Source organism: Natronorubrum marinum (genome assembly GCF_052040125.1).
Classification (GTDB): Archaea; Halobacteriota; Halobacteria; order Halobacteriales; family Natrialbaceae; genus Natronorubrum.
Genome location: NZ_JBPPFV010000003.1, coordinates 78,570 through 93,947 on the forward strand (window position 1 = coordinate 78,570; position 15,378 = coordinate 93,947).

The window sequence follows — 15,378 nt, forward strand, 5'->3', positions numbered from 1 at the left end:
GGGGGCGTCGGGTTTGGGCACTGCCCGACTACAGTTCCAGCGTGTACACCGCTTCATCGTACTGCTCGCCCTCGATCGTAACCTCGCCGGTGTCGGTCCGCTCGAATCCGAGTCCCTCGTAGAACCGGCGGCTGGCGTCGTTGAACGCGAAGTCGAACGAGCGGACGCGGTCGACGTCGTACATCTCGAGTCGCTCGAGCAGGTACTCGTGCAGGTCGGTCCCGATACCCGCACCCTGTGCGTCGGGCGCGACGTACATACGGAGGATATCAGCCGTGTCACCCTGTGCAACGGCGTGCGTGAAGGCGACAATCTCATCGTCGCCGGACTGGGTTCGGCTCCCGTCTGTGGACCCGTGCCCCGCGCTCTCATCCGCAGACTCACACTCCCCGCGCTCGATCACGAGAACGACCGTCCCGGGCGCCTCGAGGGGCATCGAGCCGGTGGTGTACCAGTTGTCGACGGTTCGGTCGATCAAATCGGCCTCGAGTTGGTCGTAGGTATCGTGCCACGTTTCCCGGGCGACGGCTTTGATATCCTCGAAATCCTCCGAGTTCGCTGGACGAATGTTCATGGTCTTCCTTGACAATACTGGCATAAAGTGACTTCGACTGGTGATACAGCTGAGAGTCGGTGTCCCGACCGCAAAATCGGAAACTAGCCGGGACGGAACGGGTTCCCACACCCGGCTACTCGCGAACGTCGAATCCGCGATCGCGGAGCAGGTCGGGCACCCGATCGCGGTGGTCGCCCTGCAGTTCGATCCGACCGTCGTCGACCGTCCCACCCGTTCCCATCGAACTCTTGAGATCCGACGCGATCGATTTGATCTCGTCCAACTCGAGGTCGAACCCCTCGACGATCGTCACCGGTTTGTCGTAGCGACGACTCTCGGTTCGGATCGACAGCATCTGCTGGGACGTCTCGAGGTCGCCCTGGCTGTCGAGTTCGTCGAGCAAGTCGTCGAGGTCGTCGTTGTTTGACATTGTGTATCGTAGGCGCCTCGGGGAAATAGCGCTGTCCCTGCCCTCGCAACGGACGTCGACTTCTCGAAGCGCATGCGCAGCAACGCATAACCCCCCGTTCTTCCGGAACGCGTCCTGTAAACCGTCTCGGGGTCAAGTGGTTCGAGACGCCAGCGGCGTCTCGTCATCACGGAAGAGCGAAGCTCTTCCGAACGACCCCGAGGCACTCGGCCTGCTTCTTTTGCAGATCCAGAGAAACGGTCTCGGTGCTGCGCGTTCCCCAATGAGTCGGCAGCGGCGGTCGCCGCGCGTCGGTCGCTAGAGGCGCGACTTGAGCGTCTCTGCCGTCTTCGTCCCGATACCCGAAACACTCTCTAAGTCCTCGAGGCTCGCCTCGCGGACGTTCTCGACGCTCCCGAACCGTCCCAACAGCCGCTTTCTGGTTTCGGGGCCGATACCCGGCACGTCGTCCAACACCGTCTTCACCTCGTCGCGGACGGTCTGGTGGTACTGCACCGCAAAGCGATGGGACTCGTCGCGCACCCGCTGGAGGAGATGCAGGTGTGGGGCGTCGCTGGGCCAGACGAATTCCCGCTTCGGGGTGACCACGCGCTCTTCGGCCTTCGCCAGCGCGATGGCGGGCACGTCCCAGCCGACCGCAGCCAGCGCGTCGCGGGCGGCCTCGAGTTGGCCCTCGCCGCCGTCGATCACCAGCAGGTCGGGGTCCGGCCGATCGTCGCGGCCCTCGACGGCGCGGCTGGCGCGCCACTCGAGTAACGCCCGCATGTTGTCGTAATCGTCGTTCTGATCGGTCAGCTTCTTCCGCCGGTAGTCGGCCTTCTCGGCGCTGCCGTCGACGAACGTGACGTTGCTGCCGACCGCGGCCTTTCCCTGCGCGTGGCTCACGTCGAAGCCCTCGATTCGTCGGGCCGAGTCGATCTCGAGGGCGTCCGCGAGCATCCCGCACTCGTCGCGGCCGCCGACGTTCCGGCGGGCGTTCTTCAGCGCGAGTTCGACCAGCTTCGCTTCGCGGCCGGCCCCCGGCACGCGGACGGAGACGCCCTCGGCCTCGAGCCACGCGGCGACCTCGCTGTCCCCGTGGCGTTCGGGCAGGAGCAAGGCGTCGGGCAGGTCGCGCTCGGCGTAGTACTGGACGATGAAGGCGGCGAGAACGGCGGGGACGCCGCCCGCGTCAGTATCGCTCGCTCCGACATCCGCCTCCGGTGCCTCGAGCGTGTGTCGGTCCCGATCGACCAGTTTGCCGGACTCGGCGCGCAGGCGGGCGACGGTCGCGTCCTCCCCCTCGATGGCGACCCCGAGGACGTCCACCGCGCGCTCGTCGCTGCGCGCCTGGACCGCCTCGCCGCCCTCGCCGTGGAAGGCTTCGACGGTCTCGAGGCGATCCCGAACGTTGGCCGCGCGTTCGAAGTTCCGGTCCTCGGCGGCCGCCTCCATCTCCCGACGCAACGGGTCGGCGAGGACGCCCGTCTCGCCCTCGAGGAAACGCTCGACCGCGGTTACGTCCTCGGCGTAGCTCTCGAGGTCGATCTCGCGGGTGCAGGGCGCGGTACAGAGCCCCATCTCGTAGTCCAGGCAGGGCCGGTCGCGACCCACGTACTTGTGATCCGAGCAGCCGCGAACGCCGTGGGTCTCCCGCAGCGCTTTGACGACGGTTTCGACCTGCCCCTTGTTCGTGTAGGGACCGAAGACGGTGGCCGACTCCTCGGGGTCTCGAGTGATCTCGATTCCCGGCGCCTCGTGGCTCGTCAGCTGCACCATCGGATACGATTTATCGTCTTTGAGCCGGACGTTGTACCGCGGCTGGTGGCGCTTGATCAGGTTCGCCTCGAGGAGCAGCGCCTGCGTCTCGGTGTCGGTAACGGCGATCTCGATCTCGTCGGCGCGATCGACCATCCGGCTGATTCGGGCGCTCCGCGGATCCGCGTACGATCGGACGCGACTCCGGAGATCGACCGCCTTCCCGACGTAGAGCGTGGTTCCCTCGAGCCGGAACTGATAGACCCCGGGCTCGCGCGGTAACGATCCGGCTCGATCGCGAACCCCCTCGGCGTTCATCGGCGGCCCTAGAACCTCAGTGGCTTTCAGCCTGACTCCTCGGGGTCGTTCGTCGGCTCGGTCTCGGTCACGTCGGAGGATACGGCTTCGTCAACGTCGACGGTAGTCTCGTCGGCTGGAGTGGACTCCCCTCCCCGACCGCCCGCCGGCTCATCCTCCCCGTCTGTACCGGCTTCGACGACTGCATCGCTACCGACGGGACCCGGACCCGGGGCAATCGCCTCCTGTAAGTCGATCTCCCGCTCGGCCTCGAGATCGTCGTCGCTCACCGGGACCGAGATATCGTCGTCGCCGCTCACCCGAAGGAGGAGTCGGCGCGAGCGCGACCGAATGTACTGGACGAAGAACGCGGCGGCGATCAGCACCAGGAGGACGCCGACCGCGAGAACGGTCAAGTCGAACACCGTAAGGAGGGTTTCGATGGTTTCGAGTGCGCCGCCGGCGATCCCCGTCGCGCCTTCGACGTCGAAGTTGTCGGCGATGCTGGCGAGGTCGTAGGTCATCGCCAGAAGCAACACGCTCAGCGCGAGAAAGAGGACGATCGACCCCCAGACGAGCGGGGCGATCGAATCTTCGGTCTCGACGGAGACCCGAGCGACGTTCGGTCGCTCGACGGTCCAGTAGTTCGGCCCGTCGCCGCCCTCCGTGAACACGAGGACGCGATCGTTCGTGACCACGAACGTCGCCCCCTCGAGGTCGACGCGTCGCTTCACGCGTTCGCCGTCGTACAGCAACTCGTCGACGTGCTCGCTCCAGACTCCGAGCATTCCGTCTCGTGGTTCCACACCGTCCGGCAAGTAGCTCGTGCCCTCTCGCGCGAATCGAGAATCGAGACATGATACCATCCGACACAGTACATTCTCGGGTCTCGGCTCCCAAAACCGGAGCATGAGTGACTCGACGGTCCAGTGCTGGCTGGTCGAACGAACGTTCGACGACCGCAACCTGGTGACCATCGTCTACGCGACGCCCGACGGTTCGCGCTACCAGCAGCGGGAACGCTCCGCGACGTCGCTGCGGACCGGTTCCGAGGTCACCGCGGCGACGGAGATTCCCGAAACCGAACTCGAGTCGGTTCCCGACGACGAGACCCGAAAACGGTACGCCGAAGAGGCCGAACGAACCGCCGAGCAGTATGATCCCGGTGAGCCCATATAGGATCGATCCGACTGGCCGATAGAGAGATAGTTTGTTCCTCCGGACCAACCGGAATATCAATACAACGAAGTAACAACTCTTATCGGCGAACGGTGAGACCACACAGCCATGCCAGCTATCACAGTCGATAGCCTGACCAAATCCTACGGTCAGGAACTCGCACTCCAAGACCTCTCGTTTCAGGTCGAAGAGGGCGAAGTCTTCGGCTTTCTCGGTCCGAACGGAGCCGGTAAATCGACGACGATCAACGTCATTCTGGACTTTATCCGGCCGACCGACGGCCGGGTGGAGGTGCTGGGGATGAACGCCCAAGCACACAGCCGTGAGATCCGCTCGCGGACCGGCGTCCTCCCCGAGGGCGTCGAAACCTACGACCGGCTGACCGCCCGGCAACACCTCGAGTTCGCCATCAACTCGAAGGAGACCGACGACGATCCGCGGGACCTGCTCGAGCGCGTCGGTCTCGTCGACGCCATCGACAAAAAGGCCGGCGGCTACTCAAAAGGGATGTCCCAGCGACTCATGCTCGCGATGGCCCTCGTCGGCGAACCCGACCTGCTGATCCTCGACGAGCCCTCGACGGGACTCGACCCCAACGGGGCCCGCGAGATGCGCGAAATCGTCCGCGAGGAGAACGCCCGCGGGGCGACGGTGTTCTTCTCGAGTCACATCATGGAGCAGGTCGAGGCGGTCTGTGACCGCGTCGGTATCCTCCGCGACGGCGAGATGGTCGCCGTCGACACCGTCGAAGGGCTGCGCGACTCCGTCGAGGGCGGAACGAGCCTGCGAGTCACCGTCGATCGGATCGACGAGGATGCGCTGCAGGCCGTTCGATCACTGCCCGACGTCAGCGATGCCGTCGTCGAGGGCGAGAGCCCGCCGACGCTGGTCGTACAGGTTAGCGGCTCGAAGACCGCCGTCCTCACCGAACTCGAGGATCACGGCATCGAGGTCCAGGACTTCACGACGCGGGAAGCCTCACTCGAAGACGTCTTCCAGTCGTACACCACGGGACCGGAGGTGGAAGCCCGATGAGCACCGAGTCAAAAACGGGATCGGGGTCGGAGTCGACCGCGAGTTCGGTCAACCTCACGAGCGTCCGGGCGATCGCGAGGAAGGACTTCCAGGACGCCGTTCGATCGTGGATGTTCTGGGGCCTGAGCGTCTTCTTCTTCGTGTTACTCGTCGCCGTCACGGGAACGCTCTCGTACTTCGGCGAAGATATCGCCGCGGAAGGAGCGACGACGGAGGCGCTCGTTTTCTTCGTCAGTCAGATCACGCGGCTCGTGATCCCGCTGATCGCGCTGATCTTAGGCTGGAAAGCCATCGCCGGCGAGCGCGAGACGGGGAGCATCAAGATCCTGCTCTCCTTGCCCCACTCCCGAAAGGACGTGCTGCTCGGGAAACTCATCGGCCGGTCGGCAGTCCTCTCACTGTCGCTCGTCGTCGGGTTCGTACTCGCCGCCGTGGTCGTTGCAGCGTTGCTCGGCGGCTTCGACGTCGTCGACTACTTCAGCCTGCTCGTAATGGCGATCATCTACGGGATCGCCTACACGAGCATCGCCGTCTCGCTGTCGTCGCTGACCCGGTCGACGACCATCGCCGGGGCCGCGATGTTCGGCATCTTCATCTTATTCTACGTCGTCTGGAACGCGCTCCAGTCCGTCTTCCAACTCCTGATGAACCGCGGCACGATCGAGGGCGTCGAGTACACGGTCGAGTTCCCCTCCGGCGACGGTACCGTACAAGAAATGACGGCGGAACGGCTGCCCGACTGGGCGCTGTTCATCGACATGATCGATCCGGGGAACGCGTTCCAGAACACGATCACGTTCCTCGGCTCCTTCGGCGGCGAGGACATGGGTACGTCCTACCCCGCGGAGTGGTTCGCGAACGGCGTCCCGTTCTACCTCGAGAACTGGTTCTCGTTCGTCATCCTGCTCCTGTGGATCGTCGTCCCGACCGCGATCGCGCTCTACCGGTTCGATCGCGTCGATCTCTGAGGCCGGTTCCGTTCGTGCGGCGAGTTTTGCGTTTCGACTCCGTCCACCCGCGAGTTCGGCAGTCAGTGAAGACGCGTCTCACTCGCCGGCACTCGGCTTAGGTAGCTGCCGCGCGTACGCGAGTCCGTGACCGACTGCATCTTCTACGGCGGGAAAGGCGGGGTCGGAAAAACGACCTGTGCGGCGGCGACCGGTCTCGAACTGGCCGACGAAGGCCGCCGGACGCTGATCGTCTCGACCGACCCGGCCCACTCCCTGTCCGACTCACTCGAGGCCGATCTCGGGCCCGAACCGAGCGAGGTCGATCTGGGAGCCGGTCCCGTTCTCGAAGCGACCGACGAGGGAGCCCTCGAGCTCGACGCGGGCGGCAGCCTCTGGGCCGTCGAGGTCGACGCCGAAACCCAGCAGGAACGCTACGAGAAGCTAGCGACGGCGCTCGCCGCCGACCTCCGCAGCGCCGGCATCCGCCTCTCGGACGACGAAGTCGAACGGATCTTCGCGTCGGGCGCGCCGGCCGGCGGGGACGAGATCGCGGCGTTAGACCTGCTCGTCGAGTACGTCGATTCCGGCGAGTGGGACGTCGTCGTCTTCGACACCGCGCCGACGGGCCACACCCTCCGGCTGTTCGATACGCCCGAGGTGCTGGGACCCGCCCTCGAGACCCTCCAGTCGCTTCGCGGGCAGGCCAGCCGGATCGGCACCGCCGCGAAGTCGGCGGTGTTCGGCCCGATGTCGATGATGGCCGGGAGCCACACCGAGGGCGAGGAGAGCCTCGAGGCCTTTCGGGACCGTCTCGAGCGCGCTCGCGACCTGCTGGCTGACCCCGAGCGAACGGAGTTTCGCGTCGTGCTCATCCCGGAGGGGATGGCCATCGCCGAGTCCGAGCGCCTCGTCGAAAAACTCCGCGAGGCCGGAGTACGGGTCGACCGACTCGTCGTGAATCGCGTCTTCGAGGATCCCGACGAGGGCTGTTCGCGCTGTCAGTCTCGATTCGAACGACACGCCGAGCGGGTCTCGGAGGTTCGGGAGACGTTTCCGGAGCTCGAGGTCGTGACGCTGCCCGAACGCGAGGGGGAGGTGCAGGGACTCGAGGCAGTATGGTCGATCGCCGATCGACTGCCAGCCCCCGCGTAGCCGAACTCGGTTGAAGCGCCGCGACCGTCGCTCGTATCGGCGCAAAGCGAGGTCCTGCAGCGTGAGTGCCGTCGGGATCAGTCGCCGGTGAACCACAGAACGGCGAACGAGGCGGCCAGCACGACGCTGACCGTGGCGATCGCGGGAAACGCCGCGACGACGCCCCAGCGAGTCGAGAGGACGCCGAACACCGCCGGTCCGCTCGCGCTGCCGATGGCGGAGCCGGTCTGGATGACGCCGAAGAGGCTCCCGCTCGAGCCCGTCTCGGCGTGCTGGGAGACCATCGCGTTCTTGACCGGGTAGCTGGTGTACATGCCGGCGCCGATGACGGCGAACCACACCGCCAGGATCACCGTCAGGACGCCGATCGGTAGCTCGCCGAAGACGGCCGTCAGCGCCAGCGTGGCAGCGACTAGTACGGCGGTGAGAAGCGAGGCGACGATACCCAGCGCGGCCCGATCGAACCGATCCGCGAGGTCACCCGCGTACAGGGAGGCGAGACTGCCGCCGACCAGGAGGGCGAAGAACGCGACGTTTCCGACCGACGCCGACGTTCCGGTCTCCGCGGCGACGTAGGCCGTCGTGTACGTCTGTATCGCCCGGTGTTGCATCGACAGCACGAGCGTGACGAAAAAGAGGACGACGACGCTCTTCGTGATGGTAAGATCGAACGAGAGATCCGCCGAGCGGATCGCTTGCCGAATCGTCTTTCGGGGCTCGCCACCGTCGGTCCGTGGGTCGTCAGTCCGCGAGTCGTCGGTGCCATCCGACGTCGCGTCGTCCGGTGTCTCAGCCGTGAGAAAGAGGTAGACGACCAGACAGCTCACGGCGAGTCCGATCGCGACGCCGGTGGCGAGGGCGAGCCGCCAGCCCGCGACCGCGGCGACGCCGCCGACGATCACCGGCGCGGACATCGTCCCGAGCGCGCCGCCGAAGCCGAAGACGCCCATCGCCTTCCCCTCGGTCGCCTCCGTCTCGTAGTCGCTGACGAGCGCCATCCCTGTCGGGTGGAACGCGCTGCCGCTGATCCCGGCGATGGTCTGGGCGACGAGCAGCGTCTCGTAGCTCTGTGCGGTGCTCGCCAGAAAGATCCCCCCGGCCATCCCGAACAGGCCGCCGACGAGGAGGCGCTCCTTCCCGATCACGTCGGCGAGCATGCCGGCGGGAAGCTGGAAGAGGACGTACATGAGAAAGAAGATGGTGACGAGAAAGCCCGCCTGCCCGTAGGTGATCCCGAGGTCCGCGACGAGCAGCGGAATAATCGGCGGGATCACGATCGCGAAGAACTCGTTGACCCCGTGGCCGACGGTGATCGAACCCACCGCTCTCGGACGGGAGACGTCGCGCAAGCGCCTGAACAGAGTCAGCACGGTGCGGTTCAATTACGGTCGTTCGTACTAAAGTCGTCGGAAGCACGTCCGTTTGGCCGGCAGTTCTCGACGCTCACTCGAGGTCGATCCCGTACTCGCCGAGCAGTTCTCGGAACTCGTCCTCGTCGACGATCGGAACGTCGTTTTCCCCCGCGTCGTCGCGCTTCGTCTGGCCCGGGCTCTCGCCGATAACGAGGTAGTCCGTGTTGCCCGAAACGCTGCCCGTCACGTTGGTGGCGTTGGTCTCGACGGCCGCAGCCGAGCCGGAGCCGAACGCTTATGCGAATCGTTCCCCAATTCAGAGACATAATGGCCAGTTCAGTGAGCGGCGGTGACACCCACGACGATGAGATCCGCCTCTGGCGTGAGGAGGACTGGTGGGTCGCCACGGATGTCGAGACGGGAGTCACTAGCCAGGGCCCGACTCGAGAGACTGCACTGGAAAACCTCGACGATGCAGTTGCACTCCACAAGGGCGACAGCGGGAGCGAGCCGACCGATGCGGAGCTTCGCGAACTGGGAATCGACCCTGCGGAGAATACGACTGGAGACCAGCGTCCACCGGACGTTCTCGAGTAGGAATGGGTCGGCGAACATTCTCCGGGAAAGAGGTCGTGAAAGCGCTGGTCAACGCCGGCGGATTCGAGTGGCGTCGAACGACCGGCGATCACGCGCAACTGTACTACGAACACCCGACGAACGAGGATGACCAACGGCGAGTAACGGTCCCGTTGCACGACGAACTTCGAGCGGGAACACTCAGAACGATCGCCGATAGCGCTGGCGCACGGGACTTCGACGAATTTTGTGCGTGGATCGATCGCAACTCGTAGCGTCCCTTCGTTCGAATCGGTCCGAATACCCAATCACCGATCACTCGAGACTAATTTCGTACTCCTCCAGCAGCTCCCGGAACTCGTCCTCGTCGACGATCGGAACGTCGTTTTCCTCCGCGTCGTCGCGTTTCGTCTGGCCCGGACTCGAACCGGCTACGAGATAGTCCGTGTTCCCCGAGACGCTACCCGTCGCGTTTGCCCCGTGGGCTTCGACGGTCTCCTGGGCCTCGCCGCGAGTGACGCCCTCGAGCGAGCCGGTGAAGACGAAGGTCAACCCCTCGAGTTCGTCGCCGCCCGTCTCGAGGGCCGATTCCTGCGGTGAGACGTGCTCGAGGATGTCGTCGACAGCCTCGGCATTCGCCTCGCTCGTAAAGAAGTCGTGTATCTGCTCGGCGACCGTTTCGCCAACGTCGTCGACGCCCTCGAGCCGTTCGGGATCGTCCTCGGCCGTCTCGCGAAGCGCCTCGAACGTGCCGAACTCGCGGGCGAGTTCGCGGGCCGTCGTTGGCCCGACGTGGGGAATTCCGAGCGCCGAGCAGAAGTCGGCGAGCGGGGGCTTGCGGGCGTCCTCGAGTTCGGACAGCAGGTTCTCGGCGCTCGTCTCGCCCCAGCCCTCGAGTTCCGTGAGGGCCTCGAGCTCGAGTTCGTAGAGGTCCGCGACGGACTCGAGCAGGCCAGCGTCGACGAGTTGGCGGACGCTCTTCTCGCCCAGTCCCTCGAGGTCCAGCCCATCGTCGCTGGCGTAGTACTCGATCGAGCGGCGAAGCTGGGCGTCGCAGGCCAGCCCGCCCGTACAGAACGCCATCGGCCCGTCGCGCTCGACGGCGCTGTCACAGACCGGGCACCGGTCCGGAAGCTCGTAGTGGCCCTCACTGTTCTTCTCGACGACCTCCTCGACGTAGGGGATGACGTCTCCCGCGCGCTGAACGCGGACGGTATCTCCGACGTTGACGTTCTTCTCGGCGATCTCCTCCGGATTGTGGAGACTCGCCCGCGAGACCGTTACGCCGCCGACGTCGACCGGCTCGAGGAGGGCAACCGGGGTCAGACGGCCCGTGCGGCCCACCTGTACCGCCACGTCGACGATCGGGGTTACCTCCGCGCGGGCGGGGAATTTGTAGGCGAACGCGTAGCGGTCGTGACGCGCCGTGCGCCCCAGTTCCTCGCGAGCGTCGCGGTCGTCGACCTTGATCACGGTGCCGTCGATCTCGTAGTTCAGCTCGTCCCGCAGCTCGAGCGTTCGATCGCGGTAGTCGATTGCCGCCTCGATGTCGTCGGCGAACTCGACGTGCTCGGTCACCCGCAGCCCCCACTCCGGGAAGCGCTCGAGTTCCGCGCTGTGGGAGTCCTCGAGGTCGCTGGCCTCGAGCACGTCGAAGTAGAATACCTCGAGCGGACGGTCGGCGACGATACTGGGATCGAGTTGTCGGATGGTTCCTGCAGTCGCGTTCCGCGGGTTCGCGAAGGGCTCCTCACCGCGTTCGATCCGCTCGCGGTTGTGTTCCTGAAACGCGTCTTTGGGCATGTAGACCTCTCCGCGAACCGCAAGAAAATCGGGGTAGTCGCCGTGGAGTTGCTGTGGAACGGATCCGATCGTGCGGGCGTTTCGCGTGACGTCGTCGCCCTCGCGGCCGTCGCCGCGGGTGACGGCGCGTTCGAGCGATCCGTCCTCGTAGACGAATTCCATCGAGACGCCGTCGAACTTGGGTTCGCAGACGTACCGAACCTCACCCACCTCCCTGCGCACGCGATCCGCGAACTCCCGCACATCCTCGGCCTCGCCGCTCTGGTCGATCGAGAGCATCGGCGCGACGTGTTGGACCGTCTCGAACGCCTCGAGCGGTTCGCCGCCGACGCTCCGGGTCGGGCTGTCGGGATGAGAGAGATCGAAGGCATCCTCGAGATCCTGCAGACGAGAAAAGAGCGCGTCGTAGGTTCGGTCGGCGATGACAGGCTCGCCCTCGACGTAGTACCGGCGGTCGTGGTCGCGAATCGCCTCCCGCAACTGCTCGACCTGCTGTTCGGCCTCGTCCTCCGAGCGCTTCTCGACGGGTTCGAAGTCGGTCGGCGGATCCCGGAGGTACGGGTTCTCCTCGTCCTCGTCGGCGACAGACATTGCTCGAGGGTAGCCGCTCGCACCCGTTAACGTTACTGACTGCCCCTCGACCGCGAAGTCGGGGGATCGTCACCAACCGGCTCGAGGCGCGTCACTTCCAGGGGTTCTCCACCAGTTCGGTGTGGACGCTCGAGCCGACGGCGATCCGGCAGTCGGTCCGCGGCGAGGCGATACAGAGCAGCACGTACCCGTCATGTCGGTGTCGGTCCTTCAGCGCACGCGGCGGGCGACGATAGGCGAATGCGTCCTCGACGTCGGCCGCGCCGGTGTCACCGTTCGCCGTTCCGGCCACCTCCGCCTCGAGCAGCCGTCCCGTACAGGTCCCGCAGGCACCAGTGCGACAGCCGAAGGGAAGGGCGATATCGGCGCGTTCGGCGGCCTCAAGGACCGTCTCGCTTTCTCGGACCGTGACAGTCCGGGTGCGTCCGTCCGGCCACTCGAGGGTCACGTCGTGGCTCGCCATGGCTCCGGTAGCTCCGGCCGATCACCCGCGGCGATCACTGCCAGACGTCGCTCGTGCAGTCGCCGTCGGGCCAGCGGATCTCGTGGGCGCGAGCCGGTCCCTCGGGGCACTCCCCCCAGTCGACGAGGAAGTCCTCGTCGAGTTCGAGCGTGCCGTTCCGCGGGTCGACGTCGGCCTTCAGCATCACCGACCCCCGCTCGCCCTCCTCGGGGTAGAACTGCTCGTCCCACGAGGAGAACAGCGAGGTGGTCCAGTAGAGTCGTTCGCCGTCCAGCGAGAGTTGTACCATCTGCGGGCCGGCGGCCAGTTCGCGGCCCTGGACCTCCCGTACCTCCCCGAAGGTCCCACCAACCGAGAGCGAGTCAGCCCGTCGCGGGTTCGACGGGTCCGAGACGTCGTACATCCAGACCTCGCCGTGGAGCCAGTTCGAGCCGAACAGGTACCGATCATCCATCGAGATCAGGATGTCCGTCGGGAGCGCGGGGACGGGCATGTCCCAGTCCTCGTGTTCCCGGCTCTCGAAGTCGATCACCTTCTCCGCGCGGTATTCGTCGCTCTCTTCGTCCCGCCAGAAGTGGAAGACGTTCGACGAGAGCGCGGCCCCGACGAACCCGTGGGTCGATTCGGGGGTGTGGAGGAACCGCACCTCGAGCGGGATCAGGCCCTCCTCGCCGAGGTCGATCGTCTGCTCGACGGTGCCGGCCTCCCAGTCCCAGAAGTGGAGCTTCTGACCGTAGTTGCCCGCCTCGACGTCCTCGAGGTCGAAACCCGGATAGTACGTTTTGGGAGCGGCCCACTCGCTCGAGACCATCACGTTCTGGCGCGGCTGGTACCAGTAGTCGTAGTTCATCTCGATCTCGCCCGGCGGCTCCCACCGCCCCTCGATCTCGAAGTCCTCGTTCAACTCGAGGAAGCCGCCCGGGAGGTCGCCGTCGGCGTCCCCCAGCATGCTGATCAGGATCTGTCCGTCGGGGATGCAGTGGACGGTGTGCGGTGCTGAGAGGTCGTACTCGAAGACCGCCTCGGGTTCGATCACCTCGACCAGTTCGGGGTTCCGCCGGTCTTTCGCGTCGATCACGTGGATCCGCGAGGAGCGCTGTCCAGGGACGATCAGGTGTCGCCGCTCGAGTCCCTCGACGTGACAGGACGACGAACAGGCGTTCCACCCGAAGTGGTGGAGTTCGTCGCCGCGGTTCGGCAGTTCGACGCGGTCGACGATCTCGCAGTACGTGTCCGAATCGGGATCGAGGTCGACGACCGCGACGAAGTCCGGGGCGTCGACATCCGTACCGACGTAGAGGCTCATCACGTAGGCCAGTTTCTCCCGATCGCCCTCCTCGATAGCGGCCTGCGGCGTCGCGTAGCCGGGCCCCTCGTGGTGATGATGCTCGTGGTCGTGATCCGGTTCCGCGTCGCCAGGTGTGCTAGCATCACTCATGGGTTTTTCCGACCACGAGCAAGGAGATAAATCTGGTCGGGGGGCCGCAACGGGAACGGGAGCTACGCCCAGGGGCTGTCGCCGACTTCTGCGCGCACCCGCGGGCCGACCCTGATGCGGCAGTCGATTCGCGGCAGGGCGATACATAGCAAGACGTACCCGTCCGCTCGTTCTCGTTCGCTGAGCGCCCGCGGCGACCGTCGGTAGTCGACGGCGGTCGCGACGTCGAACGACCGGCCAGTCTCGCCCTCGGCGGCGTCAGCAGCGCCGTCTTCGGCCTCGAGCACTCGACCAACGCAGGTGATGCAGGTTCCGGTTCGGCAGTCGTACGGAAGCCGAATTCCAGCTTGTTGGGCCGCCTCGAGCACCGTCTGTCCGTTCTCGACGCCGATCGTTTCGGTTCGACCGTCGAGCCACTCGAGCGTCACGTCGTAACGGGTCATCGCTCGATCCTCTCCGCCGAACCGAGTTCGAAGCAGTCGATCATACGAGCCCTACCACGCGCAGGCAAAAAAGGCAGGACCCGACATACCGACTCGAGAACACCACCGCCGGTCCGAACGCCGTCGGATCGGTGAATCCGAGCCGGCCGTCGGATACCCAGTCTTTACCCGCACCGCTCTCGTAGAGGCCGACTAGATGGGACAGGGAACGGATACGGAGTTCGGGCTGGTCGACCTCGAGGAAGTGGAAACGCCGGGCGACGAGTGGGAGGAGATCGACGTCTCGGAGACCGAGGCCGATCGGATCGCTCGCAAGCGCGACCGCGAGTTCGAGCAGTTCGAAGAGCGGATCAAAGACGCCGACCAGTTCAAAGTCGAGCAGTCGGTGTTCGACGACGCGACGCTGGCGGCGCTCTACAAACTCGTCCAGGACGGCTACGTCGAGGCCTTCGGCGGCCCGCTCTCGACGGGCAAGGAAGCCAACGTCTACCACGCGCTGGGCGACAATCGCGACGTCGCCGTCAAGATCTACCGGATCAACGCCTCGAACTTCCGCCAGATGCGCGACTACTTAGAGGGGGACCCCCGATTCGAGGGCCTGGGCGGCAAGAAGAAAGACGTCGTGCTGGCCTGGACGAAGAAGGAACTCGCGAACCTCAAGCGGGCCAGAGCCGCCGGCGTCCGAGTGCCGGAGCCGATCGCCACCGAGCGCAACGTGTTGGTCATGGAGTACATCGGCGACGACGACGGCCGCGCGAAACGGCTCGGCGAGGTCCACATCGAGAACCCCCAGACCGCCTACGAGGTCATGCGCGAGTACATGCGCCGGCTCTACTCGGCGGGCATCATCCACGGCGATCTGAGCGAGTACAACGTCGTCTTCGACGAGGGCCAACTCGTGATCATCGACGTCGGGCAGGCCGTCACGGTCCACCACCCGAACAGCCGGACGTTCCTCGAGCGCGACTGCCGAAACGTCGCGAGTTTCTTTTCACGGCAGGGGCTGGAGACGAGCGAGGAGGAGTTACTCGAGTTCGTGACGAGTCCGGAGCCGGATCCGTCTCGGGACTGACTGCCACGGCGGCGAGGGCGGCGAAGGCGCCGACGAACGGACCCGATATAGCTGCCACGACATCGAAGGTGTCGCTTTTTTCCGACGGATCACGACGGCTCGAGTATGGCCGGGTGTGAAAGCTGGGAGCCGTGTTATCGGAGCGCGAGCCACCGCCTCTCCGTCAGGCACGCGACGGGAGAGCGGATCGTCCACTGGCACTACTGTTCCGGCCATCTTCGAGCAGAGATGCGGCGACTCGACGCGAGCGCGTACTTCGACGTCGTCGACGTGGCCGCGCTATCGTAGCGGGAGCCAGATCACG

17 protein-coding genes and 1 pseudogene are annotated in these 15,378 nt (G+C 65.5%); 8 read left to right on the forward strand and 10 right to left on the reverse strand.

Annotated features, from left to right (window positions below):
- Positions 1–28 precede the first annotated feature (28 nt).
- From ACSFC5_RS16655 to ACSFC5_RS16670, 4 genes are all read right to left on the reverse strand, one after another.
- Positions 29–574 carry a GNAT family N-acetyltransferase gene (locus ACSFC5_RS16655; protein WP_440766370.1) on the reverse strand — a complete coding sequence of 182 codons (546 nt, stop codon included), beginning with the start codon at positions 572–574 and terminating at the stop codon, positions 29–31.
- Between the two features lie 115 nt (positions 575–689).
- Positions 690–986, reverse strand: coding sequence for an SUI1 family translation initiation factor (locus tag ACSFC5_RS16660; protein ID WP_440766371.1), 297 nt, complete (start codon positions 984–986; stop codon positions 690–692).
- 297 nt (positions 987–1,283) lie between these two features.
- On the reverse strand, positions 1,284–3,041 hold the full coding sequence (locus ACSFC5_RS16665) for an excinuclease ABC subunit C (RefSeq protein ID WP_440766372.1): 1,758 nt from the start codon (positions 3,039–3,041) through the stop codon (positions 1,284–1,286).
- A 26-nt stretch (positions 3,042–3,067) separates the two neighbouring features.
- On the reverse strand, positions 3,068–3,808 hold the full coding sequence (locus ACSFC5_RS16670) for a hypothetical protein (protein ID WP_440766373.1): 741 nt from the start codon (positions 3,806–3,808) through the stop codon (positions 3,068–3,070).
- A 121-nt stretch (positions 3,809–3,929) separates the two neighbouring features.
- Between ACSFC5_RS16670 and ACSFC5_RS16675 the strand changes: the two genes are divergently transcribed.
- From ACSFC5_RS16675 to ACSFC5_RS16690, 4 genes are all read left to right on the forward strand, one after another.
- Complete coding sequence (locus tag ACSFC5_RS16675; protein WP_440766374.1) at positions 3,930–4,199, forward strand: DUF7967 family protein; 270 nt, start codon at positions 3,930–3,932, stop codon at positions 4,197–4,199.
- 108 nt (positions 4,200–4,307) lie between these two features.
- Complete coding sequence (locus ACSFC5_RS16680) at positions 4,308–5,234, forward strand: ABC transporter ATP-binding protein (RefSeq protein ID WP_440766375.1); 927 nt, start codon at positions 4,308–4,310, stop codon at positions 5,232–5,234.
- A complete protein-coding gene (locus tag ACSFC5_RS16685) occupies positions 5,231–6,202 on the forward strand; it encodes an ABC transporter permease (protein WP_440766376.1) in 972 nt (323 codons plus the stop codon). Before ACSFC5_RS16680 ends, ACSFC5_RS16685 begins: the two co-directional genes overlap by 4 nt.
- A gap of 126 nt (positions 6,203–6,328) precedes the next feature.
- A complete protein-coding gene (locus tag ACSFC5_RS16690; RefSeq protein WP_440766377.1) occupies positions 6,329–7,336 on the forward strand; it encodes an ArsA family ATPase in 1,008 nt (335 codons plus the stop codon).
- A 77-nt stretch (positions 7,337–7,413) separates the two neighbouring features.
- On the opposite strand, the gene ACSFC5_RS16695 is transcribed toward ACSFC5_RS16690, so the two are convergent.
- Positions 7,414–8,658: an MFS transporter gene (locus ACSFC5_RS16695; protein WP_440766378.1), complete on the reverse strand. Its 1,245-nt coding sequence runs from the start codon at positions 8,656–8,658 to the stop codon at positions 7,414–7,416.
- A gap of 121 nt (positions 8,659–8,779) precedes the next feature.
- A pseudogene (locus ACSFC5_RS16700) lies at positions 8,780–8,938 on the reverse strand (BRCT domain-containing protein); the annotation flags it as partial.
- A gap of 77 nt (positions 8,939–9,015) precedes the next feature.
- Here ACSFC5_RS16700 and ACSFC5_RS16705 point away from each other — a divergent pair.
- A complete protein-coding gene (locus ACSFC5_RS16705; RefSeq protein ID WP_440766379.1) occupies positions 9,016–9,285 on the forward strand; it encodes a type II toxin-antitoxin system HicB family antitoxin in 270 nt (89 codons plus the stop codon).
- 2 nt (positions 9,286–9,287) lie between these two features.
- On the forward strand, positions 9,288–9,539 hold the full coding sequence (locus ACSFC5_RS16710; protein ID WP_440766380.1) for a type II toxin-antitoxin system HicA family toxin: 252 nt from the start codon (positions 9,288–9,290) through the stop codon (positions 9,537–9,539).
- Positions 9,540–9,579: 40 nt separating this feature from the next.
- Here ACSFC5_RS16710 and ligA read toward each other — a convergent pair whose 3' ends face one another.
- The 4 genes from ligA to ACSFC5_RS16730 form a co-directional block, all read right to left on the reverse strand.
- The gene (ligA, locus tag ACSFC5_RS16715; RefSeq protein WP_440766381.1) at positions 9,580–11,658 is read right to left on the reverse strand and encodes an NAD-dependent DNA ligase LigA; all 2,079 of its coding nucleotides are present in this window, start codon (positions 11,656–11,658) and stop codon (positions 9,580–9,582) included.
- Between the two features lie 91 nt (positions 11,659–11,749).
- The gene (locus ACSFC5_RS16720) at positions 11,750–12,121 is read right to left on the reverse strand and encodes a 2Fe-2S iron-sulfur cluster-binding protein (RefSeq protein ID WP_440766382.1); all 372 of its coding nucleotides are present in this window, start codon (positions 12,119–12,121) and stop codon (positions 11,750–11,752) included.
- A 34-nt stretch (positions 12,122–12,155) separates the two neighbouring features.
- Complete coding sequence (locus tag ACSFC5_RS16725; protein ID WP_440766383.1) at positions 12,156–13,559, reverse strand: selenium-binding protein SBP56-related protein; 1,404 nt, start codon at positions 13,557–13,559, stop codon at positions 12,156–12,158.
- Between the two features lie 62 nt (positions 13,560–13,621).
- On the reverse strand, positions 13,622–14,002 hold the full coding sequence (locus tag ACSFC5_RS16730) for a 2Fe-2S iron-sulfur cluster-binding protein (RefSeq protein ID WP_440766384.1): 381 nt from the start codon (positions 14,000–14,002) through the stop codon (positions 13,622–13,624).
- A gap of 196 nt (positions 14,003–14,198) precedes the next feature.
- On the opposite strand from ACSFC5_RS16730, the gene rio1 reads away from it, so the two are divergent.
- Both rio1 and ACSFC5_RS16740 read left to right on the forward strand, forming a co-directional pair.
- Positions 14,199–15,074, forward strand: a complete 876-nt coding sequence (gene rio1, locus ACSFC5_RS16735) for a serine/threonine-protein kinase Rio1 (RefSeq protein WP_440766385.1) — start codon at positions 14,199–14,201, stop codon at positions 15,072–15,074.
- Between the two features lie 105 nt (positions 15,075–15,179).
- The gene (locus tag ACSFC5_RS16740; protein ID WP_440766386.1) at positions 15,180–15,362 is read left to right on the forward strand and encodes a hypothetical protein; all 183 of its coding nucleotides are present in this window, start codon (positions 15,180–15,182) and stop codon (positions 15,360–15,362) included.
- The last annotated feature ends 16 nt before the right edge of the window (positions 15,363–15,378 follow it).